Annotated in this window: 18 protein-coding genes and 1 riboswitch; of the genes, 9 read left to right on the top strand and 9 right to left on the bottom strand. The window is 69.1% G+C overall.

The window, feature by feature from the left end:
- The first annotated feature begins 16 nt into the window (after positions 1-16).
- The gene (locus tag SANBI_RS13740) at positions 17-1,180 is read left to right on the top strand and encodes an Mrp/NBP35 family ATP-binding protein (protein ID WP_319155967.1); all 1,164 of its coding nucleotides are present in this window, start codon (positions 17-19) and stop codon (positions 1,178-1,180) included.
- A 13-nt stretch (positions 1,181-1,193) separates the two neighbouring features.
- Here the strand turns inward: SANBI_RS13740 and SANBI_RS13745 are convergent, their stop codons facing one another.
- From SANBI_RS13745 to SANBI_RS13765, 5 genes are all read right to left on the bottom strand, one after another.
- Entirely contained in the window at positions 1,194-1,658 is a 465-nt protein-coding gene (locus tag SANBI_RS13745; RefSeq protein WP_319155970.1) for a PTS transporter subunit EIIB, read from the bottom strand.
- Positions 1,655-2,551: a PRD domain-containing protein gene (locus SANBI_RS13750; protein ID WP_319155972.1), complete on the bottom strand. Its 897-nt coding sequence runs from the start codon at positions 2,549-2,551 to the stop codon at positions 1,655-1,657. The genes SANBI_RS13745 and SANBI_RS13750 overlap by 4 nt, the downstream gene beginning before the upstream one ends.
- A gap of 130 nt (positions 2,552-2,681) precedes the next feature.
- Entirely contained in the window at positions 2,682-4,094 is a 1,413-nt protein-coding gene (locus SANBI_RS13755) for a glycoside hydrolase family 1 protein (RefSeq protein ID WP_319155974.1), read from the bottom strand.
- Between the two features lie 17 nt (positions 4,095-4,111).
- On the bottom strand, positions 4,112-5,755 hold the full coding sequence (locus SANBI_RS13760) for a glucose PTS transporter subunit IIA (RefSeq protein WP_319155977.1): 1,644 nt from the start codon (positions 5,753-5,755) through the stop codon (positions 4,112-4,114).
- Positions 5,756-5,772: 17 nt separating this feature from the next.
- Complete coding sequence (locus SANBI_RS13765) at positions 5,773-6,066, bottom strand: PTS transporter subunit EIIB (protein ID WP_319155979.1); 294 nt, start codon at positions 6,064-6,066, stop codon at positions 5,773-5,775.
- A gap of 310 nt (positions 6,067-6,376) precedes the next feature.
- On the opposite strand from SANBI_RS13765, the gene SANBI_RS13770 reads away from it, so the two are divergent.
- The 6 genes from SANBI_RS13770 to SANBI_RS13795 all read left to right on the top strand — a co-directional run bounded on the left by SANBI_RS13770 (position 6,377) and on the right by SANBI_RS13795 (position 12,829).
- Entirely contained in the window at positions 6,377-7,039 is a 663-nt protein-coding gene (locus tag SANBI_RS13770) for a histidine phosphatase family protein (protein ID WP_319155981.1), read from the top strand.
- Between the two features lie 281 nt (positions 7,040-7,320).
- Complete coding sequence (locus tag SANBI_RS13775; RefSeq protein WP_319155983.1) at positions 7,321-7,590, top strand: HPr family phosphocarrier protein; 270 nt, start codon at positions 7,321-7,323, stop codon at positions 7,588-7,590.
- 317 nt (positions 7,591-7,907) lie between these two features.
- Entirely contained in the window at positions 7,908-8,933 is a 1,026-nt protein-coding gene (locus tag SANBI_RS13780) for a hypothetical protein (protein WP_319155985.1), read from the top strand.
- Between the two features lie 73 nt (positions 8,934-9,006).
- Positions 9,007-10,596, top strand: a complete 1,590-nt coding sequence (locus SANBI_RS13785) for a hypothetical protein (protein ID WP_319155987.1) — start codon at positions 9,007-9,009, stop codon at positions 10,594-10,596.
- Positions 10,593-11,300 (top strand): ABC transporter ATP-binding protein, encoded by a 708-nt coding sequence (locus SANBI_RS13790; protein ID WP_319155990.1) that lies wholly within the window; start codon positions 10,593-10,595, stop codon positions 11,298-11,300. Before SANBI_RS13785 ends, SANBI_RS13790 begins: the two co-directional genes overlap by 4 nt.
- Before the next feature lie 116 nt (positions 11,301-11,416).
- On the top strand, positions 11,417-12,829 hold the full coding sequence (locus SANBI_RS13795; RefSeq protein ID WP_319155993.1) for an ABC transporter permease: 1,413 nt from the start codon (positions 11,417-11,419) through the stop codon (positions 12,827-12,829).
- Between the two features lie 95 nt (positions 12,830-12,924).
- On the opposite strand, the gene SANBI_RS13800 is transcribed toward SANBI_RS13795, so the two are convergent.
- A complete protein-coding gene (locus SANBI_RS13800) occupies positions 12,925-13,725 on the bottom strand; it encodes an exodeoxyribonuclease III (RefSeq protein ID WP_319155995.1) in 801 nt (266 codons plus the stop codon).
- Positions 13,726-13,892: 167 nt separating this feature from the next.
- Entirely contained in the window at positions 13,893-14,480 is a 588-nt protein-coding gene (locus SANBI_RS13805; RefSeq protein WP_319155997.1) for a TetR/AcrR family transcriptional regulator, read from the bottom strand.
- A 97-nt stretch (positions 14,481-14,577) separates the two neighbouring features.
- Between SANBI_RS13805 and SANBI_RS13810 the strand changes: the two genes are divergently transcribed.
- Entirely contained in the window at positions 14,578-15,537 is a 960-nt protein-coding gene (locus tag SANBI_RS13810; protein WP_319155999.1) for a zinc-dependent alcohol dehydrogenase family protein, read from the top strand.
- 152 nt (positions 15,538-15,689) lie between these two features.
- Here the strand turns inward: SANBI_RS13810 and SANBI_RS13815 are convergent, their stop codons facing one another.
- Complete coding sequence (locus SANBI_RS13815; protein WP_319156001.1) at positions 15,690-16,577, bottom strand: bifunctional methylenetetrahydrofolate dehydrogenase/methenyltetrahydrofolate cyclohydrolase; 888 nt, start codon at positions 16,575-16,577, stop codon at positions 15,690-15,692.
- A 158-nt stretch (positions 16,578-16,735) separates the two neighbouring features.
- A complete protein-coding gene (gene glyA / locus SANBI_RS13820; RefSeq protein WP_319156004.1) occupies positions 16,736-18,028 on the bottom strand; it encodes a serine hydroxymethyltransferase in 1,293 nt (430 codons plus the stop codon).
- A gap of 121 nt (positions 18,029-18,149) precedes the next feature.
- A riboswitch (ZMP/ZTP riboswitch) is annotated at positions 18,150-18,289 on the bottom strand.
- A 365-nt stretch (positions 18,290-18,654) separates the two neighbouring features.
- Between glyA and chvE the strand changes: the two genes are divergently transcribed.
- Positions 18,655-19,797: a multiple monosaccharide ABC transporter substrate-binding protein gene (gene chvE, locus SANBI_RS13825; RefSeq protein WP_319156006.1), complete on the top strand. Its 1,143-nt coding sequence runs from the start codon at positions 18,655-18,657 to the stop codon at positions 19,795-19,797.
- Positions 19,798-19,887 lie beyond the last annotated feature (90 nt).

Below are 19,887 nucleotides of genomic sequence, written 5' to 3' on the forward strand. Positions count from 1 at the left end.
CGCGTAGGATCGAGGTATGGCTGACTCTCTCCTCCCGGCTGACCTGAGTGCTCTCGAGACCGCAGTCCGCGAGGCGATGGGCCGGGTGATCGACCCGGAGATCCGACGTCCGATCGCCGACCTGGGGATGATCCGGTCGATCGAGGTGCGCCCTCTCGCCGGGGGTGGCGCGCAGGCAGTCGTCGGCGTCGACCTGACGACGGCCGGCTGCCCCATGAAGAGCACGTTGTCCAAGGACTCGACGGCGGCCGCGCTGAGCGTCGAGGGCATCGACGAGGTGGCGGTCGAGCTCGGGGTCATGAGCACCGAGCAGCGCGCAGGCCTGCGCTCGATGCTCCGCGGCGGTGAGGACGCACCGCGCATCCCCTTCGCGGAGCCGGGGTCGCTGACCCGCGTGTACGCGATCGCCTCTGGGAAGGGTGGGGTCGGGAAGTCCTCCGTGACCGCCAACCTCGCGGCGGCGATGGCCAGGGACGGCCTCTCGGTCGGTGTGATCGACGCCGACATCTACGGCTTCTCGATCCCTCGGCTGCTCGGCGTGACGCAGCAGCCGACGAAGGTCGACAGCATGCTCCTCCCGCCGATCGCGCACGAGATCAAGGTGGTCTCGATCGGCATGTTCGTGCCGGCCGGCCAGCCCGTCGTGTGGCGCGGACCGATGCTGCACAGGGCTCTCGAGCAGTTCCTCAGCGACGTGTTCTGGGGCGACCTCGACGTCCTGCTGCTCGACCTCCCGCCCGGCACGGGCGACATCGCGATCTCGGTCGCGCAGCTGGTGCCCTCGAGCGAGATCGTCGTGGTCACCACGCCGCAGGTCGCCGCTGCTGAGGTGGCGGAGCGCGCTGGGTCGGTCGCGCTGCAGACCAACCAGTCTGTGGTCGGCGTCGTCGAGAACATGTCGTGGCTCGAGCAGCCCGACGGCAGCCGCCTCGAGATCTTCGGCTCTGGCGGTGGCGAGCGGGTCGCGGCAAACCTCACCGAGATGACAGGTGGGCCCGTGCCGCTCCTCGGCCAGGTGCCGCTCGACGTGGTGCTCCGCGAGGCCGGTGACGACGGGGTCCCCGTGGTGCTGAGCCACCCGGAGTCACCTGCGGCTGTGGCTCTCACAGAGGTCGCGCGGGCGCTCACGGTCCGCAGACGAGGACTCGCTGGGCGCAGCCTCGGGATCTCACCGCTCTGAACCCGGGTTGCGATCAGTCTCCGGCGGAGGACGTCAGCTGCAGCCTGAGGGCTTCGAATACCTCCACGAGCCCCTGGCTCAGGGCGACCTGAAGCTCTCCACCCTGGAAGGTGACGACAGGCACAGTCCTGAGTCGTCCGAGAATTTCTAGGTCAGCGCGCGCAGGGTCCGCCAGGACGAACCGCAACCGAGACCAGCACCGGGTCAACCTGACGACGTTCGCAGCACCGCCGACAGCGGACAAGACCTCTGCGGCTGTCGCGATGCTCGTCACGTCCACGTCCACGTCCACGTCCACGCTCACGGCCGCACCCTCGTCCGCTCCCTCGCTCACTCCCGCACCCTCGTCCACGCCCTCGCCCTCGCCCTCGCCCTCGCCCTCGCCCTCGCCCTCGCCCTGACTCACACCCGCACCCGCACCCGCACCCGCACCCGCACCCGCACCCGCACCCGCACCCGCACCCGCACCCGCGATCATGCAATCAGCGGGCGGTCGGTGGTGGGGGCGGCGGGCCCAGTCAGCGCTGCCGTCCGTGTCGGCTCGTCGGTGAGCCGTGTGACGTGGAGGCACAGGAACAGGACCTCGTCCTCGTCGACGTTCCAGCCGAAGTGCTCGTCGAGCAGAGCGGCGATCCGCAGCGCGGACCCGTACTCGCGAGGCCGGGCCGCGCGGACAGGCTCAGAGAGCTGGAGCCCCGGACGGTTCGCGCTCCGGCCGGCACGTTCACGCGCGAAGAGGTAGCGCAGGTGGGTCACGAACCTGGCGACCTCGACAGAGTCCTCGTCGATCTCGGTGCCGTGCTCGTCCCGGATGATCGAGAGGACCTCAGAGAGCACCTCCGTCATGCGCACCGTGGTCCCGATGTCGACGGTGCCGAACTGCGTGGTGACCAGGTGCAGGGCGATGGGCACAGCCTCGAGGTCAGGGAGCCGGACTCCCCTGCGCTGCTCGATGATCTCGAGCGCCGTCCGCCCCACGGCCACCTCCGCAGGGTAGAGGGTGGCGATCTCCCAGCTCAGCGGGTACTCGATCGAGATGCCCTCGGCTGCCCGCCGCAGCGCAAAGCTGATGTGGTCGGCCAGCGGGACCAGCACGTGACGGGTCACGTGGTCGCCCAGCGCGGCGCGGGCGACAGCCACGATCTCTTCTGTCAGCACGATGTCGTCGAGCGGGATCTCGTCGACGAAGGCCGCCAGCCGTTCGGCCGTCGTGCCAGCCGAGGGGACGAAGGCCTTCTCGACCAGCAGCGGGTCGATCGGGTCGCCCGGGCGCGCCTGGAACCCGATGCCTCGGCCGAGGATGACCGACTCGGCACCGTGCTCGTCGAGCCCGAGCACGACGTTGTTGTTGAACACCTTGGCCACTCTCACGTGCTTCTCCTCTGGAGCGGTCTGGACGGCCGTCGCGGGACGGCCTGGAGCGACGAAGACCCGACCTGCAGACAGGCGTCATCCGTGCGTCGTCGGCTCAGACGACGCCAGCCTGCACGGGACCTGCTGGTCAGGCCTGCTCTCCGTTCGTCTCGATGAGGGCCTTGTACCAGCCGAAGCTGTCCTTGCGGACACGCCTGAGGTCTCTGAGGTCGGTCTCGTCGCGGTCCACGTAGACGAAGCCGTAACGCTTGCGCACCCCCTGGTGGGTGGACACGAGGTCGATCGCCGACCACGGGCAGAAGCCGATCACCTCGACGCCGTCGGTCAGCGCCAGCTGCATCTGCTCGACGTGCTGGGAGAGGTACTCGATGCGGTACGGGTCGTGGACCGTGCCGTCCTCTTCGAGGACGTCGAAGGCTCCGAGACCGTTCTCGGTCACCATGAGCGGGAGGTGGTACCGGTCGTAGATCTCACGGAACGTGGTCCGGAAACCGACGGGGTCGACCTCCCACCCGAACTCGTTCTTGGTGAGATACGGGTTCGGTGCCGTCCTGTACACCCCCTCCTCCCCGAGGACGATGTGCTGGTCTCCCGTGTCGCCGGCATCCGTGCCATCACCGAGAGGAGCGGCGACGGTGTGGGTCGTGTAGTAGTTGAAGGCGATGAAGTCAGGGTGGCCCGCAGCCAGCACCTCCATGTCGCCGTGGTCGACCCGGGGAGCCCAGCCCCGCTCGAGGAGGTAGGCCCAGGCTGTCGTGCTGTACCGACCGTGCACGGCCACGTCCAGGTAGAGCCAGTTGCGGATGGCGCTGAAGGTGGTGGCCGCCACGACGTCCTCCGGGGCCGGGCTGGCCGGGTAGACCGAAGAGATGTTCGGTGCCGGCCCGATCTTCGCCGCGGGGAGAACCTCGTGGGCGAGCGCCATCGCCCGGGCCTGCGCGACCAGCATGTGGTGGTTCTGCTGGTACACCTCCCGGGCGGGGTCGGCGGTCCCCGGAGGCAGGATCCCGAGAGCAGCCCCGTGCATCACCATCATGTTCTGCTCGTTGATCGTCAACCAGTAGGTGACCTTGTCGCCGAACTCCTCGAAGAGGATTCCTGCGTACCTGACGAAGGCGTCCACAGTGCTCCGCTCGGACCAGCCTCCCTTCTCCTGCAGGGCCTGCGGCAGGTCGAAGTGGTACATGGTCAGCACAGGTTCGATCCCAGCCGCACGGAGCTCGTCGATGAGCCGGTGGTAGAAGGCGATGCCTGCGGGGTTCACCTCGCCGTCACCGTCAGGGACGATCCGGCTCCAGGCGACAGAGAACCTGTAGGCGGTCAGACCGAGCTCGGCGAAGAGCGCCACGTCGTCGGCGACGCGGTGGTAGTGGTCGCTCGCGACCGTGTAGTCGCTCGTCCCAGCAGGGTAGGACTCACGAGCGTCGATGACGCTCGGACCCTTGCCGTCTTCGTCCCAGGCCCCCTCGACCTGGTAGGCAGAGGTCGAGGCTCCCCAGAGGAACCCCGGTGGGAACGCAGCGAGACTGTCGTACTTCATGGTGGTGCTCCTTCTGCTCAGCGGACCACGGTGAGGACCGTGGAGGTCAGGTCGACGTCGCCCGGTCGTGCGGCGAGCACGTCATGGCGTGGACGGGCGTCGAGGACCAGGACGACGGTGACGGGGTCGAACCCCTCGGCGGTCACGCCCGCGAGGTCGACGAGGGCGAGCAGGTCACCACGCACCACGTGCTGACCCTTCTCGACACGGGTGACGAAGTGGCGTCCTTCGAGCCGGACGGTGTCGATACCGACGTGGACGAGCACCTCGACACCGTCGACGGACCTCACCCCGTAGGCGTGAGGCATGACGCTCACGACCTCGCCGTCGAAGGGTGCGTGGATCCTCCCTTCGCTCGGGACCACGCCGAGGCCGTAGCCCAGGGCACCCGACGAGAAGACGGCGTCTGGGACAGCCGCGAGCGGGACCGCTCTCCCGACGACCGGAGAGCCGACTGTGGTCACCGAGGTGAGTGTCGCGGTCCGACCACCCGAGGCCGCAGCAGGAGGGCTCGACGGTGCGGGTGCAGGTTCTCCGGGCACCCCGCCGGGACCACCACCGACCCCGGTCGCGCTGGCATCGCCGGCGGCTCCGGCTGCCCGCCCTGGGGCGCCGGCCGAGACTGCCTCGGGTGGGTCCTCGAAACCGAGGAAGATCGTCAGCAGGAAGGCGAGAGCGATGGCGATGCCGCTCCCGACCAGCTGCAGCGTGAAGTTCCCGACGTTCATGTACGCGCTCAGCGACACGAGGCCGGGGAGGGCGAAGACGTCGGCCGCTGACCCTCCTGCGGACGCGATCCCTCCGCCGACCCCTCCGGCGATGCAGGCGTAGACGAACGGCTTCTTCAGTCGCAGGGTCACACCGTAGATCGCTGGCTCGGTCACCCCGGCCAGCAGCCCCGACACAGCCGCGGGCCCGGCGATCAGCCGCAGGTCCCGGTTGCGCGTCTTGACGAAGACCGCGATGCACGCCGCCGCCTGCGCCATGACCGCGGCGACGAGCGGACCGCTCAGCACGGAGAAGCCGTTGGTCGCGAGGTCGTTGATCATCACCGGTACGAATCCCCAGTGCACACCGAAGATCACGAAGACCTGCCAGAAGGCTCCGAGCAGCGCGCCGCCGACCGCAGGGCTGAGGGTCCAGAGCCAGGTGATGGCGTCGGACAGACCGCTGCCGAGAGCGCTGGTGACAGGTCCGATCGTCAGGAGCGTGACAGGTACCAGGACGGCGACGACGAAGAACGGCGTGAGGAAGTTCCGCAGGGACGAGGGGAGCACCTTGTCGAGCAGCTTCTCCAGATGGCTCTGCACCCACACGGCCACGATGATCGGGATCACCGACGAGACGTAGCTGACCATGACGACGGGCAGGCCGTAGAAGTGCACGGGGGCGCCTGCGGTGTCGAGCGCGATGATCGACGGGTGGACGAGGGCTGCTGCGACCGCCATGGCCACGAAGGGGTTCGCACCGAAACGCCGCGCAGAGGTCACCGCGAGCAGGACCGGCAAGAAGGTGAACAGCCCGTCTCCGGCCGCGTTGAGGATGACGTAGCTCTGCGACTGCGTGTCGAGCCACCCGAGCGTCCCGACGAGCGCCAGCAGAGCCTTGAGCAGACCAGTCCCGGCCAGCGCCCAGAGGAGCGGGCTGAAGATGGTCGACACCAGGTCGATGAAGCCGCTCAGCAGGCTCCGGCGACCGCCCGCGCTCCCGCCCCCTGGTCTCCCCCGAGGTTCATGATCTTGCCGAGCTCCGCGTAGGCCTGCGGCACGTCGTTGCCGACGACCACCTGCAGCTGCCCGCCGCTCGTGACGACCGCGATGACGCCCGCAGTGGCCTCGAGAGCAGCCGTGTCGGCCTTCGACTCGTCGTTCAACCTGAAGCGCAGGCGTGTCGCGCAGTGGACGACCGAGGCGACGTTGACCTCGCCTCCGACGTGCTCGAGGACGCTCTGCGTCATCTCGTCGTATCTCACGCTGATTCCTCTCTGAACCAATCCGACAAATGGGATGTCGCGGGGTACAAAAAAGACCCAAGCCCGGGTCGAGTCGCGCGAAGGGCGCGAGTCGAGCCACAGCTTGGGTCTTGCCTTGAGGTAAGTAACAATCCCAGATCTGAGACGGACGACGGGTCGTCCGCAGCTCGAACATAACCCAGGGGGCAGGGCGTGTCCAGGACGAGCCCTCCCGCCGTCGCCCGTCTGTGGACAACCGCGCTCCGCGGGGTCGGCCGACCGTGCTCCGCACCTCAGACGGAGCACGGCGCAGGCGGTAGCATCCCCTGGCATGCTGACCCTGCACCTCGTCCGGCACGGACGCACAGTCTTCAACACCGAGCGCCGGCTGCAAGGCTGGTGCGACTCTCCGCTCACCGCAGACGGGCTCGTCGGGGTGCGGTCGACAGCCTCCCACCTGGCCGCCACCCGTCTGGACGCGGCATACACCAGCCCGTCGGGACGCACCCGCACGACTGCCGCAGAGATCCTCGCCCACCACCCCGGCACCCCCCTCGTCGCCGTGGACGGGCTCAGGGAGATGAGCTTCGGCGACCTCGAGGCGTCCCCCGAGGACGAGCTGTTCCGCGACGTCGACGCCCGGGAGCTCTTCGGCTCGGTGCTCGCCGGGACCCACCCGGGCTTCCCCGGGGGCGAACCGGCGCACGAGTACATCGAGCGTGTCGTCGCAGCCTTCGAGACGATCGAGCGTGCGCACGTCGACGACGAGCACGTGCTCGTCGTCAGCCACGGGGTGACGCTCGCGGTCTACCTGCGGCTCGTCGTCGGGGGCGACCTCGAGCCGCTCGCGAACGCCAGCGTCTCGACGGTCTCGGTCGACCGCGTGGGGAGCCGGAGCGCGCTCATCATCGGGCTCGACCCCTCAGGTCAGGGAGTCTCGGCAGGATTCGAGCCCGCAGAGGACGCGACGGTCGTCGAGGCCCCGAAGCCCTGACCGTGGCCCGGACCTTTGTCACCTCCCAGTCCACGCGGCCGTCGCGACAGCCCTGAACCTGGGGACAGGCGCCCTCAGAAGCGGACCGGAGGCTTGACCTGCTGATCGGAAGACACGTATAACGGTTCCCACCCGAGGATTGTCACTGACCCGATCAGGCAAGACCTGGACCCAGCCCTCCGTCTCACGACGGGAGTCGCCGGCGTCCAGGTCTTTTTTTGTCTGCGCACGGGCGTGCACCACCCCGGGCCTCCACCTACCGAGCACCCGAGGAGCACCCAGTGCCACGACGACTAGTCACCATCGCCTCATCATCCGGCTTGCACGCCCGGCCGGCCTCGCTGTTCACCCAGGCAGCCGCTGCCGCAGGGCACGAGATCACGATCGGGCGGCCCGACGAGGAGCCTGTCGACGCGTCGAGCATCTTGCTCGTCATGTCGCTGGGCCTGTCCCGGGACGACGACGTCGTCCTCGAGTCCAGCGCTCTCGAGGCCGAGACTGCTCTCGACGACCTCGCGGCACTGCTCAGGACCGACCTCGACGCCGCCTGAGGTCGCCTGAGGTGTCCCTGAGGCGCCCTGAGGCGGAAGACCCTGCGCACGGCACCCGGTCCCACCGCTGGCGGAGGTCACCGCCCCTCGAGACACTCAGGCACGTCCACCCGGATCACGCGATGCGACGCTCGTACGCACAGAACCCGAGGTCAGCGCGGCGACGACCATCTCTGGAAGAAGTAACCCTCGGTCGCGTCGATATCCACCTCTGGGTGGATACCCAGGCGACTCCCAGCAGTCTAGGGTCGTGCCGTCACCGTCCGGTGACCAAGTACATGCGTGATCTTTAAACTACTTTGCCGAGGAGCCTCTCGATGATGACCCGCCCCGCACACCGGCTCGCCGCTGGCCTCGCCGTCATCGGGCTCCTCGCCCTGACCGGCTGCTCAGACGACGCGGAAGGGGGCGGTTCGGAGTCGAGCAGCGCCGCCACGAGCCCTCTGACCGCGTACTTCGCCGACGTCGAGCAGGAGTTCGACCAGGAAGAGAGCGACCGCCAGCAGGTCGAGATCGAGAACCTCGTCGCCGAGTGCATGGCTGACGCCGGTTTCGAGTACATCCCCCAGGACAACACGGGGAGCACCGTCGTCATGGACGAGACGGACATGGAAGAGCAGAACACCGAGGAGTGGATCTCCAAGAACGGCTACGGCATGTGGTCGTACAACGAGGAGCCGACCGACGAGGCCGACGAGGAGGTCGAAGAGTGGGTCGACCCCAACGCCGACTACGTCGCCTCCCTCTCGGAGTCGGCCGCCGCCGCCTACTACGAGACCCTCAACGGCCCGGACATCTGGTCCGACATGACCGAAGAGGAGATGGAGACCTACGAGTACGACTGGGAGCAGGCGGGCTGCTACGGCTGGGCCAGCAACGAGGTCTACCCCGACATGGCCGGAGCGGACTCCGAGTTCGAGCCCCTCTTCGACGCGATGAACGCCATGTACGAAGAGCAGATGTCCTCCCCCGGCCTCAAGACCCTGCAGTCTGAGTGGTCGGCCTGCATGGCTGACGCCGGGTACCCCGACCTCGCGACTCCCGAAGACGCGATGAACGCGGTCAACGAGCAGCAGAACGCGCTCTGGGAGAACCTCCCGCAGCCTGAGAACCCGGACGACCCTGACGCTGTCTGGCCTGAGCCCTCCGCCGAGGACCTCAAGGCCGTGAAGGAGAACGACATCGAGACGGCTCTTGCCGACTTCCGGTGCAAGGAGTCTGTGAAGTGGACCGAGCGTGAGCAGAAGGTCACCTTCGCTCTCGAGGAGCAGTTCATCAAGGACCACAAGGCCGAGCTCGACGCCTACAAGGCCTCGATGATCGAAGACGCCGCAGCGTCCTGACGGACTGCTCTCGCTCCCATCACCTCTCTCGCCGCGCCAGCACGCGGCCTTCTCACAGGAGAACGGTTCAGTCATGACAGCAGCGAAGCCTCTCTCGAGGTTCTTCAGCGGCAACCGCGTCATCTGGCTGCTCGCAGCCGTGGCCGTCGTGTTCCTCACGGCCGGGATCGTCATCGCACGATTCATCGAGTCCCCGGCTGACGCCGCGGCGAAGGTCGCCCCGCCCGAGGCCGGGCTCATCACCGTGCCCGTCGAGAACCGCGTCATCGCCAACGACGTCAGCCTGCGCGCCGACGTGCTCTACGACGAGTCCGTCGCAGTCGCGATCGACACGACAGACATCTCGGGGACCCCTGTCGTCACAGGCCAGGTCCCTGAGGTGGGCACGACGATCGACGCAGCCTCGGTGGTCCTCGAGGTCGCCGGTCGGCCTGTCATCGCGCTGCCCGGCGAGCTGCCGGCGTACCGCACGCTCCGCGTCGGAGTCTCCGGTCCTGACGTCCTCCAGCTCAAGCAGGCCCTCGCGGCCCTCGGGATCAACCCGGGGAACGTCGAGTCCGACGTCTACGACGCGGCGACAGTCGCAGCCGTCGACCAGCTGTACGTGGCGGCGGGCTACCCGTCACCTGCGGCGAGCGAGGAGGACGCCGCAGCGCTGCAGTCGGCCCGCGACGGGCTGCGGTCCGCGAAGGACATGCTGGCGGAGGCGGAGACTGCTCTCACGACAGCGGCCGGTGGTGCACCTCAGTCGGTGCGGATGGAGGCACAGCGGGTCGTCAACGACGCGCAGCGCGCGCTCAACCAGGCCGTCACCACCCGGGACACACCGCAGCCCGCTGCACTCGAGGGCGAAGCACCTGTCTCTCCGCAGAGCCTGCAGGACGCCGTCGACAGCGCACAGGAAGCCCTCGACATCGCCATCGCCGCACGCGACGAGGCGAACGCCGGCACAGGCACCTCGAGCGAGGTCACCGCTCGCGACAACGCCCGCGCGGCCGTCGAGCAGGCTCAGGCAGACCTCGACACGGCGCTCGAGAGCACCATGACAGCACTCCCGGCAGCCGAGGTCGTGTACTTCTCGAACCTGCCGCGCCGCGTGGACCAGGTCCAGACCAAGCGTGGCACCACGCTCTCGGGGTCGACGCCGTTCATGAGCGTCTCTGGCGCCGACGTGGTCGTCGAGGGCTCGCTCGCGGCCTCCGACGCCGAGCTGCTCGAGGTCGGCATGACCGGCACGTTCCCCGTCCCTGACGGCGGCGGGACCATCACCGGCACGGTCTCGGAGATCGTCGCGGCCACCGAGTCGGAAGCGCCCGAGGGTGAGGACGGCGGTGAGGGTGAAGGCGGAGACAGCGCCAAGTCGTCACGTTTCACGGTGACCTTCGTGCCCGAAGGGCTCACCGAAGAGCAGATCGCCGTGCTGCTCGGCCAGAACATCAAGATCACCGTCCCTGTGAGCTCGACGGGTGAAGAGGTCCTGGCCGTCCCGGCAGCAGCGCTCACCGCTGGCTCGGGCGGCGAGTCGCGCATCGAGCGGGCCGCCTCCGACGGTACGACAGCGCTCGTGACGGTCGAGACGGGTCTGGCAGCCGACGGCTTCGTGCAGATCGTGTCGTCCGAGCAGCCGCTCTCGGCCTCCGACCAGGTCGTGGTCGGCAAGTGACCGCTGTCGACGAGCAGACCGTCGAGGTCGCGGTACGTCAACCAGTCGTCGAGCTGGAGGACCTCACACGCACCTTCCCCGGGCCTGTGAACGCCCTGACCGACGTGAACCTCACGGTGCGGTCCGGTGACTACCTGTCGATCATCGGGCCGTCGGGGTCTGGCAAGTCGACCCTGCTGCACATCCTGGGTCTGCTCGACCGTCCGACCAGCGGTGAGTACAGGCTCGACGGTCTGCCCACAGGCACCGCGTCCGAGTCGGACCGTGCAGCGCTGCGCGGTGGGCGGATCGGTTTTGTGTTCCAGTCCTTCCACCTCCTGCCGCACCGCACGGTCCTCGACAACGTCCTGCTCGCGACGCTCTACTCGGGCGTCCCGCGAGGCGAGCGGGAGCAGCGGGCTCGCACTGCGCTCGAGCGCGTGGGCCTCGACCACCGTGTCGACTTCACGCCCTCGACCCTCTCGGGCGGTGAGCGCCAGCGCGTCGCGATCGCCCGCTCGGTGGTCGCCGACCCCAAGCTGTTGCTCGCCGACGAACCCACCGGGAACCTCGACACCAAGAACTCGGCAGGCATCATGGATCTCTTCGACGAGCTCCACGCCGACGGTCTGACCCTCGTGGTCATCACCCACGACCTCGCGGTCTCAGCCCGAGCTGAGCGCCGGGTCCGCATCTCCGACGGCCGTCTGCAGGAGCTCGCATGATCTTCCGACGTCCCCGACGAGAGGGAGCCGCGCCCCCTGCCACCGGACCTGCCTACAGCTCTGGAGGCGGCACGTCCGTCGTGACAGACGATGCCCCGGCACCCCACGAGACCTCGGTGCCTCAGTCCGACGACCACCAGCCCGACGGTCCGTCCGACCCGGAGAAGGATGGTCTCGCCCACCTCCTGGACGGCGCGGCCGCAGAGCCGACGTGGTCCGACCGCCTGCGTCGCGCAGCCGGCCGCCTCGCGTTCTGGCGCACCGGACGCACCCGCCTCGACCGCTCCGACATCCACCTCGGTGCACGCCGGGACAGGTTCTCGCTGCGCGACCTCTTCGCCGAGGCTGCGCACGGGATCGGCGCCAAGCCGGGCCGTCTCGTGCTGACGATCTTGGGCACGGTGCTCGGCATCGGATCTGTCGTGGTCACCGTGGGCCTGGCCCAGACCGCCGCAGGCCAGATCAGTGCACAGTTCGACGCGGTCTCGGCCACGCAGGCTCTCGTGCAGCCTGGGACGACGGGATCGTCGTGGAGCGGGAACGCCCGCCCTAAGACGTCGCTGCCGTGGGACGCACCGGAACGGGTGCTGCGGCTCAACGGCATCGAGGGGGCCGGCATGCTGGGGACCGTCGACATCAAAGACGCCACTGTCACAGCCGTCCCCGTCAACGACCCCTCTGCCCCCAAGGTCGTGTCTCCGAGTGTCGTGGCCGCCTCGGGCGGGCTGCTCGACGCGGTCCGCGGAGAGGTCGTCACCGGCCGGTTCTTCGACGACGGCCACAGCGAGCGGGCCGACAGGGTCGTGGTGCTGGGTCAGCGTGCCGCCGACCAGCTCGGGGTGAGCCGCGTCGAGAGCCAACCCTCGATCTTCATCGGTGAGGACAGCTACACGGTCGTCGGGATCGTCGACGCGATGCAACGCCGCCCGGACCTGCTGGACTCCGTGATCTTGCCTCTCGGCACTGCGCGGGCAGACTTCGGCCTCACGTCAGCCGAGGAGATGCACCTGCGGATCGCGACGGGGTCGGGGCCGCTGATCAGCCAGCAGGTGCCGATCGCGCTCGACCCGAACACCCCCGAGAACTTCGAGGTGAAGGCTCCTGCCCAGGCCTCGGAGCTGCGTCAGGCCGTGCAGGCCGACATCAACGCGATCTTCCTCGCGCTCGGCGGGGTCGCACTGCTCGTCGGGGGACTCGGGATCGCCAACGTCACGCTGCTCTCCGTCATGGAGCGCCGGGGTGAGATCGGCCTGCGACGGGCGCTCGGGGCGTCCAAGAAGAACATCGCCGGGCAGTTCGTGGTCGAGTCTGTGGTCATCGGGATGCTCGGCGGGCTCATCGGCGCGGCGATCGGTGTGTTCGTGGTGGTCGGGGTGTCGATCCTCAAAGACTGGACGGCGATCCTCGACGTCCGGATGGCGCTCGGTGCCGCGGCGATGGGCGGGGTGATCGGCCTCGTCGCCGGTCTGTACCCCGCCATGAAAGCCTCGGCGATCGAGCCGATCACCGCGCTGCGCGGAGGCATCTGAGCCGACCGCCCAGCACAGGCACACGGCGAGACGACGACGGGCCCGGCACCTCTTCGCGAGGTACCGGGTCCGTGGTCGACTGTGTGCTGGGGCTGTCAGAGCGCGTAGTCCGCGAGGAGCGGGGCGTGGTCGCTCCAGCGTGCCTCGTAGGAGTCGGCACGGTCGACGTGCACGTTCGACGCGAGCTCGGCCAGAGCCGGCGAGACGAGCTGGTAGTCGATGCGCCACCCTGCGTCGTTGGCGAAGGACTGACCGCGGTTGGACCACCACGTGTACGGCCCGGGGCCCTCGCCGCCGTGGCGACGACCGAGGTCGACCCAGCCGGCCTCGAACCAGCGGTCGAGGTAGGCACGCTCCTCGGGCAGGAATCCTGCCGACTTGAGGTTGCCCTTCCAGTTCTTGATGTCGACGTTCTGGTGGGCGATGTTGACGTCCCCGCCGACGACCACGTGGGCGCCGCTCTCGAGGAGCTCGCGCATGCGCGCGTCGACCTTCTCGAGGTGCGCAAACTTCTGGTCCATCTTCGGCGTGCCGGCGGTGCCCGAGTGGATGTAGACGGAGACGACCGTGATGGTCTCCCCCGTCGGGAGCTCGATGTCGGCCTCGACCCAGCGACCGGTGTCGACGGGGACCTCTGGCTCGCCGTTGCCGAGCCCGACACGCACAGCCTTGAACGGGAGGGTCGTGGCGATGGCGACGCCTGCACGACCCTTGATGTCACAGGCCTGGTGGACGCTGTTCCAGCCTTCGCCGAGCAGACCCTCGAGGATCTCGTCGGTCGCGCGGACCTCTTGGAGCAGCAGGATCTCGGGGCTTCGCTGGGCGAGCCACTCCCCCATCCCGTTGCGGTACGCGGCACGGATGCCGTTGACGTTGGCTGTAGCGATGGTGACCATGCGTCTATCCAACCTCATCCCACCGACAGGGTGTGAACCGCCGCGGCCGTCCCCGCCGGGCCGGCCGCGGGCAGGACGCCCACCGCCGAGGCCGTCCCCGCCGGGCCGGCGGCGGGCAGGACGCCGGGGCCCGAGTCCCGGCCGCGAGCCGGTCGGCAGACCAGATGTCAGGCCGGGCGGTCCGCAGGCGGGTCCTCCGGCGCTCGGAGCGCGTCGACAGCAAGGACCGCGAGACGTCGGGCGGCCGTGTCACGTGCCGCGGGGGCAAGGGCGCTGAGCCCTCGAACTGCGAGCAGGACGAGGACGAGGTCGTCGATCTCGAAGTCCGAGCGCAGCCTCCCCTGCGCCTGGGCGCGCCGAGCCAGCCCCGTGAGCCGCCGGAGAATCTCACGCCTCTCGGCCGAGATCACCTGGTCCGGCGGGTCTGCCGACAGGAAGGCGTCCATGAAGCCCCGGTTGTGGACGTTGGCCGTCACGAGACTCGTCACCACCGAGGTCAGCCCGCGCCACGCGTCGGGATCTGCGCACCCGTCCTCGACGGTGTCCTTGCACGACCGGATCTCGACGGCGAACGCCTCCGCGACGAGATCCTGCCTGCTCGGGAAGCGACGGTAGAGGGTCGCGGGCCCGACCTCAGCCTTACGAGCGATCTCGCGCATCCCCACATCGAGGCCCGACTCGGCGAAGAGCTCACGCGCCGCGGCGAGGATGCGGTCGCGGTTGTCGCGTGCGTCGGACCGCAGCTTCTGAGTCACCTGCTGACCAACCTCTCTCAGTTCGGCGATGTGGACGGGTGCGTCCGTTAGCGTCCCGAGAGTACAGCCCCCCAGTCCACCATCGAGGAGAGAACCAGTGCGCGCAGTGATGATCCAGCAGTTCGGAGACCCGAGCGGGATGGCGGTGGTCGAGCTGCCCCAGCCCGTCCCGCAATCCGCTCATCTCGTGGTGCAGACGGAGGCGATCGGGGTCGGCGGGGTCGACGCCGTCGTGCGGAGGGGCGCCCTCGGAGCGGCGTTCTCCGAGGGCATGATCCTCGGCAGCGAGGTCGCGGGCACGGTGTCCTCGGTAGGACCCGGGGTCGACCCGGCGTGGGTCGGCCGCCGCGTGTGGGCCTTCACGGGGACGAGCGGTGGCTACGCGGAGCAGGCCGTCGCGCGGGTCGACGACGTCGTGGAGCTGCCCGACGGGCTGTCCTCGGTCGACGCGGTGACTGTCGGAGGAGCAGCCACGGTCGCCCAGCTCGCTCTGACCCACGCGCACCTGCGCGCGGGCGAGTCGCTCTTGGTCCGTGGGGCTGCCGGCAGCATCGGGATCGCGGCCGTCGAGCTCGGGGTCCGTGCCGGGGCGAGCATCGTGGCGGTCACGACGTCGTCCCAGGAGCGGGGTGACCGGCTGCGCGCGCTCGGCGCGACGCACGTGCTCGACCGGGACGGCCGGGCCGAGGACGGCAGCTCGGCTCACTTCGACGTCATCGTCGACATCGCGGGCGGCGCTGCGCTGCCCGACTTCGTCGACAGGCTCGCACCGAACGGGCGCATGGTGCTGCTCGGCGTGGTGGCCGGCTTCCCTCCGGCGGACTTCGGCGCACGGCTCCTGTCCGCGTTCCAGCAGTCGCGGTCGTTCGCGACCTTCAGCCTCGACTCGGTCCCGGCCTCCGTGCGCGACCCTGTCCGCACCGCGCAGCTCGCCGCGGCGTCCCGTGGGGAGCTGCACGCCGTGGTGGACGACGTCCTTCCGCTCGCGCAGGCGGCCGACGCTCACCGGCGGATGGACCTCGGCACCGTCTTCGGGCGGATCGTGCTGGTGCCCTGAGGGCCGAACGTCAGACGCAGGTCAGACGCGGGTCGAGCGCGACGAGGCCACCGGACCATGCACCGACGGCCTCGTCGCGCGTGAGGCTAGGAATCTCGCGAGAGGCCGTGCTCGGCTCCTCGCGCGAGGCCGTGCTCGGCTCCTCGCGAGGGTCAGCGCGCCGCGAGCTCGCGCTCTGCGGTGTCGACGACGTTGGCGAGGAGCATCGCACGGGTCATCGGGCCGACCCCGCCGGGGTTCGGCGAGATCCACGCGGCCACCTCGGCGACGGCCGGGTCGACGTCCCCGACGACCTTGCTCTTGCCGGTCTCAGGGTCCGTCGTCCTGCTGACGCCGACGTCGATGACCACGGCGCCCGCCTTGACGTCCTCAGCACGGACGATCCCGGGCACCCCGGCCGCGGCGACGATCACGTCGGCACTGCGCAGGTGCGAGGAGAGGTCGGTCGTCCCGGTGTGCGTGAGGGTGACCGTGGCGTTGACCGCCCGGCGGGTCAGCAGCAGCCCGATCGACCGACCAACCGTCGTACCACGACCGACGACCACGACGTGCTTGCCTGCGAGGGAGATCCCGTTGCGCTCGATGAGATCGATGATCCCGGCCGGTGTGCAGGGCAGTGACGACTCGATCGGCTCGTTGGTGCGCAGCACCAGACGCCCGAGGTTGGTCGGGTGCAGGCCGTCGGCGTCCTTGGCGGGGTCGACGAGCTCGAGCACCCGGTTGGTGTCGATGCCCTTCGGCAGCGGCAGCTGGACGATGTAGCCGGTGCAGCGCGGGTCGTCGTTGAGGCGCTGGACAGCGGCCTCGATCTCCTCCTGCGTGGCCTCTTCGGGGAGGTCTTCGCGGATGGACTCGATGCCCACCTCGGCGCAGTCGCGGTGCTTGCCCGCGACGTACCACTGCGAGCCGGGGTCGCTGCCGACGAGCAGCGTGCCCAGCCCGGGTGTCACGCCCGCGGCGCGGAGCGTCGCGACGCGGGTGGTCAGCTCGTCCTTGATCTGACGGGACGCGGCCTTGCCGTCGAGGATCTGTGCGGTCATGGGTGTCTCCTCAGGATTCTGTGCTCAGGTGCGCCCGGTCAGGGAGGCTGGGCGCGGGTGCCAGGTGCGGCCGGCGGCTCGTGGCCCGTGGCCCGCGCCTCGTGGGGCAGGGCAGCAGCCCGGCACGGACGGTGCCAGGCTGCTGCCCTGGGGACGGCTCAGTACTGCTGGAGACCGGGGTACAGCGGGAAGTCGCCCGTGAGCTTGTCCACGCGGGACTTGAGGGACTCGACGTCGGTCGCAGCCCCGCCCTTGAGCGCGGCGGCGATGATCTCGGCGACCTCGGTGAACTCCTCGTCGCCGAAGCCGCGGGAGGCCAGCGCGGGCGTGCCGATGCGCAGGCCCGAGGTGACGCGCGGGGGGCGCGGGTCGAAGGGTACGGCGTTGCGGTTCACGGTGATGCCCACGGCGTGCAGGAGGTCTTCGGCCTGCTGGCCGTCGAGGTCGGAGTGGCGCAGGTCGACGAGCACGAGGTGCACGTCGGTGCCGCCGGTGAGCACCGAGACGCCGGCCTCGGTGACGTCGGCCGCGGTGAGACGGTCCGCGATGATCTTGGCGCCGCGCAGCACGCGGTGCTGACGCTCGGCGAACTCCTCGGAGGCGGCGATCTTGAAGGCGACGGCCTTGGCGGCCACCACGTGCATGAGCGGTCCACCCTGCTGACCGGGGAACACTGCCGAGTCGATCTTCTTGGCGTACTCCTCGCGGGACAGGATGAAGCCGGAGCGGGGTCCGCCGATCGTCTTGTGCACGGTCGACGAGACGACGTCGGCGTGCTCGACAGGGTTCGGGTGCAGACCGGCGGCGACAAGCCCCGCGAAGTGCGCCATGTCGACCCAGAGCTTGGCGCCGACCTCGTCGGCGATCGACCTGAAGGCCGCGAAGTCGAGGTGGCGCGGGTAGGCGGACCAGCCGCCGATGATCACGTCTGGGCGCTCGGCGAGCGCCGTCTCGCGGACCTTGTCCATGTCGACGAGGTGCGTCTCGGGGTCCACGCCGTACGCGGCGACCTCGTAGAGGCGACCAGAGAAGTTGATCTTCATGCCGTGCGTGAGGTGACCGCCGTGCGCGAGCTCGAGGCCGAGGATCTTGTCGCCCTTGTTGATGAGGGCGTGCAGCACAGCGGCGTTGGCCGTGGCACCCGAGTGCGGCTGGACGTTCGCGTGCTCGGCGCCGAAGAGGGCCTTGACCCGCTGGATGGCGAGGGTCTCGGCGATGTCGACCTGCTCGCAGCCGCCGTAGTAGCGCTTGCCGGGGTAGCCCTCGGCGTACTTGTTGGTGAGCACGGAGCCCTGGGCCTCGAGCACGGCGCGCGGGACGAAGTTCTCGGAGGCGATCATCTCGAGGGTGTCGCGCTGACGCGCGAGCTCGCCGTCGAGGACTGCCGCGATCTCGGGGTCGACCTGGGCGATGCCCTGGTTCATGACGGTGTTCTCGTTCAGAGCGGTCATGTTCTCTCCTTGCAGCGGGGGTCGGTCGGCCTGCCCCGTGCGGGACCGGCTGGCGTACCTGCTGCGTGAGCACGGCCCGGGACTCGTCGTCCGGGCACGCGCACACGCACCGTGTACGGGTGACCGGGGCCCAGGCGGACGACCCGAAGTCGAGTGGTGCACGTCGCTCCCCGGTGGTGGTCCACCATCCTGTGCTGGTCCCCCGGGGCCTCTCGGACCGCTCGGGCGACGTGGGCACAGACGCCAGTCACGACGTGGAGATCGTAGCCCACGGTCGCCGGACGACGCCAGGGTCGTCCATGCCCGCGACGACACCCAGACCCCGCTCGGGATGGCAGCTCGCTGAGGGTCAAGCGCGAGCGATCGACACCCTTGGGTTCACGTCCCAAAATCACCCGCAGCCAATTTTCACGGCCTAGACGCGAAAGAAGGGCACTTAGTCCCGGTATGGCGTGACCAAACTGTGATCACAGCGAACCCGTTCCGCAATCATTTCCACCTTGACTTCGGGACTCGAAGTCATAGAGTGGTCTCATCGCTCAGACAGAGATGTCCGAGCCTCCAGAACGACAGCGGCCCCGACGACGGGGCCGACCACCTCTCAAGGACGACGAGGAGCACTCACCATGCGTGGAATCAAGTTTGCGGCGATGGGCGCGGTCCTGGCCTTCGGCCTCGCCGCGTGCAGCGGCGACGGAGCGGGCAGCAGCTCGGGCGAGTCGGGCGCGGCAGAAGAGGGCACCGGCGTCATCGGTGTCGCGATGCCGACCCAGACGTCTGAGCGCTGGATCGCTGACGGCGACGCCGTGAAGTCCGGGCTCGAGGCAGCCGGCTACGAGGTCGACCTGCAGTTCGGCAACGACGACATCCCCACCCAGCAGCAGCAGATCGACCAGATGATCAACAAGGACGTCGACCTCCTCATCATCGCCTCGATCGACGGAACGGCGCTCGCGACGCAGCTCCAGGCCGCGGCCGACGCCGACATCCCCGTCATCGCCTACGACCGCCTCATCCGCGACAGCGAGAACGTCGACTTCTACGTGACCTTCGACAACGAGAACGTCGGCGTCCAGCAGGCCACCTCGCTGCTCGTCGGTCTCGGCCTCCTCAACGAGGACGGCTCGAAGGGCGACGCGACCGGACCGTTCAACGTCGAGCTCTTCGCGGGGTCGCTCGACGACAACAACGCGACGTTCTTCTTCAAGGGCGCGATGAAGACCCTCCAGCCCTACATCGACGAGGGCACGATCGTCGTCAAGTCCGGCCAGACGAGCATCGAGCAGGTCGCGACGCTCCGCTGGCTCCAGGAGACCGCGCAGAAGCGCATGGAGGACCTCCTGACCTCGACGTACGGCGGCGGCTCCGAGCAGCTCGACGGCGTCCTGTCCCCGTACGACGGCATCTCTCGCGGCATCATCACCGCGCTGCAGAACGCCGGCTACGGCACCACCATCGCCGACGGTCTCCCCGTCGTCACCGGCCAGGACGCGGAGATCGCGTCGGTCAAGCTCATCGCCGACGGCACGCAGTTCTCGACGATCTTCAAGGACACCCGCAAGCTCGCCGACCAGGCCGTCACCGCGGCCGACTCGTTCCTCAAGGGCGAAGAGCCTGAGGCGAACGACACCGAGTCCTACGACAACGGTGTGAAGGTCGTCCCGTCCTTCCTCCTCGAGTCGGACATCGTCTACACCGACAACATCACCGAGCTCCTCGTCGACTCCGGCTACTGGACCGCCGAGCAGGTCGAGTCCGGCCAGGCCTGACACACCTCTCACCGCTCGGTCGGCGCGGCGCCTCGTCGCGCCGACCGAGCACCCCCCATCCACGCTCCACCACGGAAGGACGGCTGAGGA

It is taken from the genome of Sanguibacter biliveldensis (genome assembly GCF_033798665.1).
GTDB classification, from domain to species: Bacteria; Actinomycetota; Actinomycetes; order Actinomycetales; family Cellulomonadaceae; genus Sanguibacter; species Sanguibacter inulinus.

What these genes read in the sequence shown, in the direction of transcription:
- SANBI_RS13740 (WP_319155967.1), top strand. Translation starts at nt 17, where the DNA reads ATGGCTGACTCTCTCCTCCCGGCTGACCTGAGTGCTCTCGAGACCGCA.
- SANBI_RS13745 (WP_319155970.1), bottom strand. Translation starts at nt 1,658, where the DNA reads ATGATCGCGGGTGCGGGTGCGGGTGCGGGTGCGGGTGCGGGTGCGGGT.
- SANBI_RS13755 (WP_319155974.1), bottom strand. Translation starts at nt 4,094, where the DNA reads ATGAAGTACGACAGTCTCGCTGCGTTCCCACCGGGGTTCCTCTGGGGA.
- SANBI_RS13770 (WP_319155981.1), top strand. Translation starts at nt 6,377, where the DNA reads ATGCTGACCCTGCACCTCGTCCGGCACGGACGCACAGTCTTCAACACC.
- SANBI_RS13780 (WP_319155985.1), top strand. Translation starts at nt 7,908, where the DNA reads ATGATGACCCGCCCCGCACACCGGCTCGCCGCTGGCCTCGCCGTCATC.
- SANBI_RS13785 (WP_319155987.1), top strand. Translation starts at nt 9,007, where the DNA reads ATGACAGCAGCGAAGCCTCTCTCGAGGTTCTTCAGCGGCAACCGCGTC.
- SANBI_RS13800 (WP_319155995.1), bottom strand. Translation starts at nt 13,725, where the DNA reads ATGGTCACCATCGCTACAGCCAACGTCAACGGCATCCGTGCCGCGTAC.
- SANBI_RS13815 (WP_319156001.1), bottom strand. Translation starts at nt 16,577, where the DNA reads ATGACCGCACAGATCCTCGACGGCAAGGCCGCGTCCCGTCAGATCAAG.
- glyA (WP_319156004.1), bottom strand. Translation starts at nt 18,028, where the DNA reads ATGACCGCTCTGAACGAGAACACCGTCATGAACCAGGGCATCGCCCAG.
- chvE (WP_319156006.1), top strand. Translation starts at nt 18,655, where the DNA reads ATGCGTGGAATCAAGTTTGCGGCGATGGGCGCGGTCCTGGCCTTCGGC.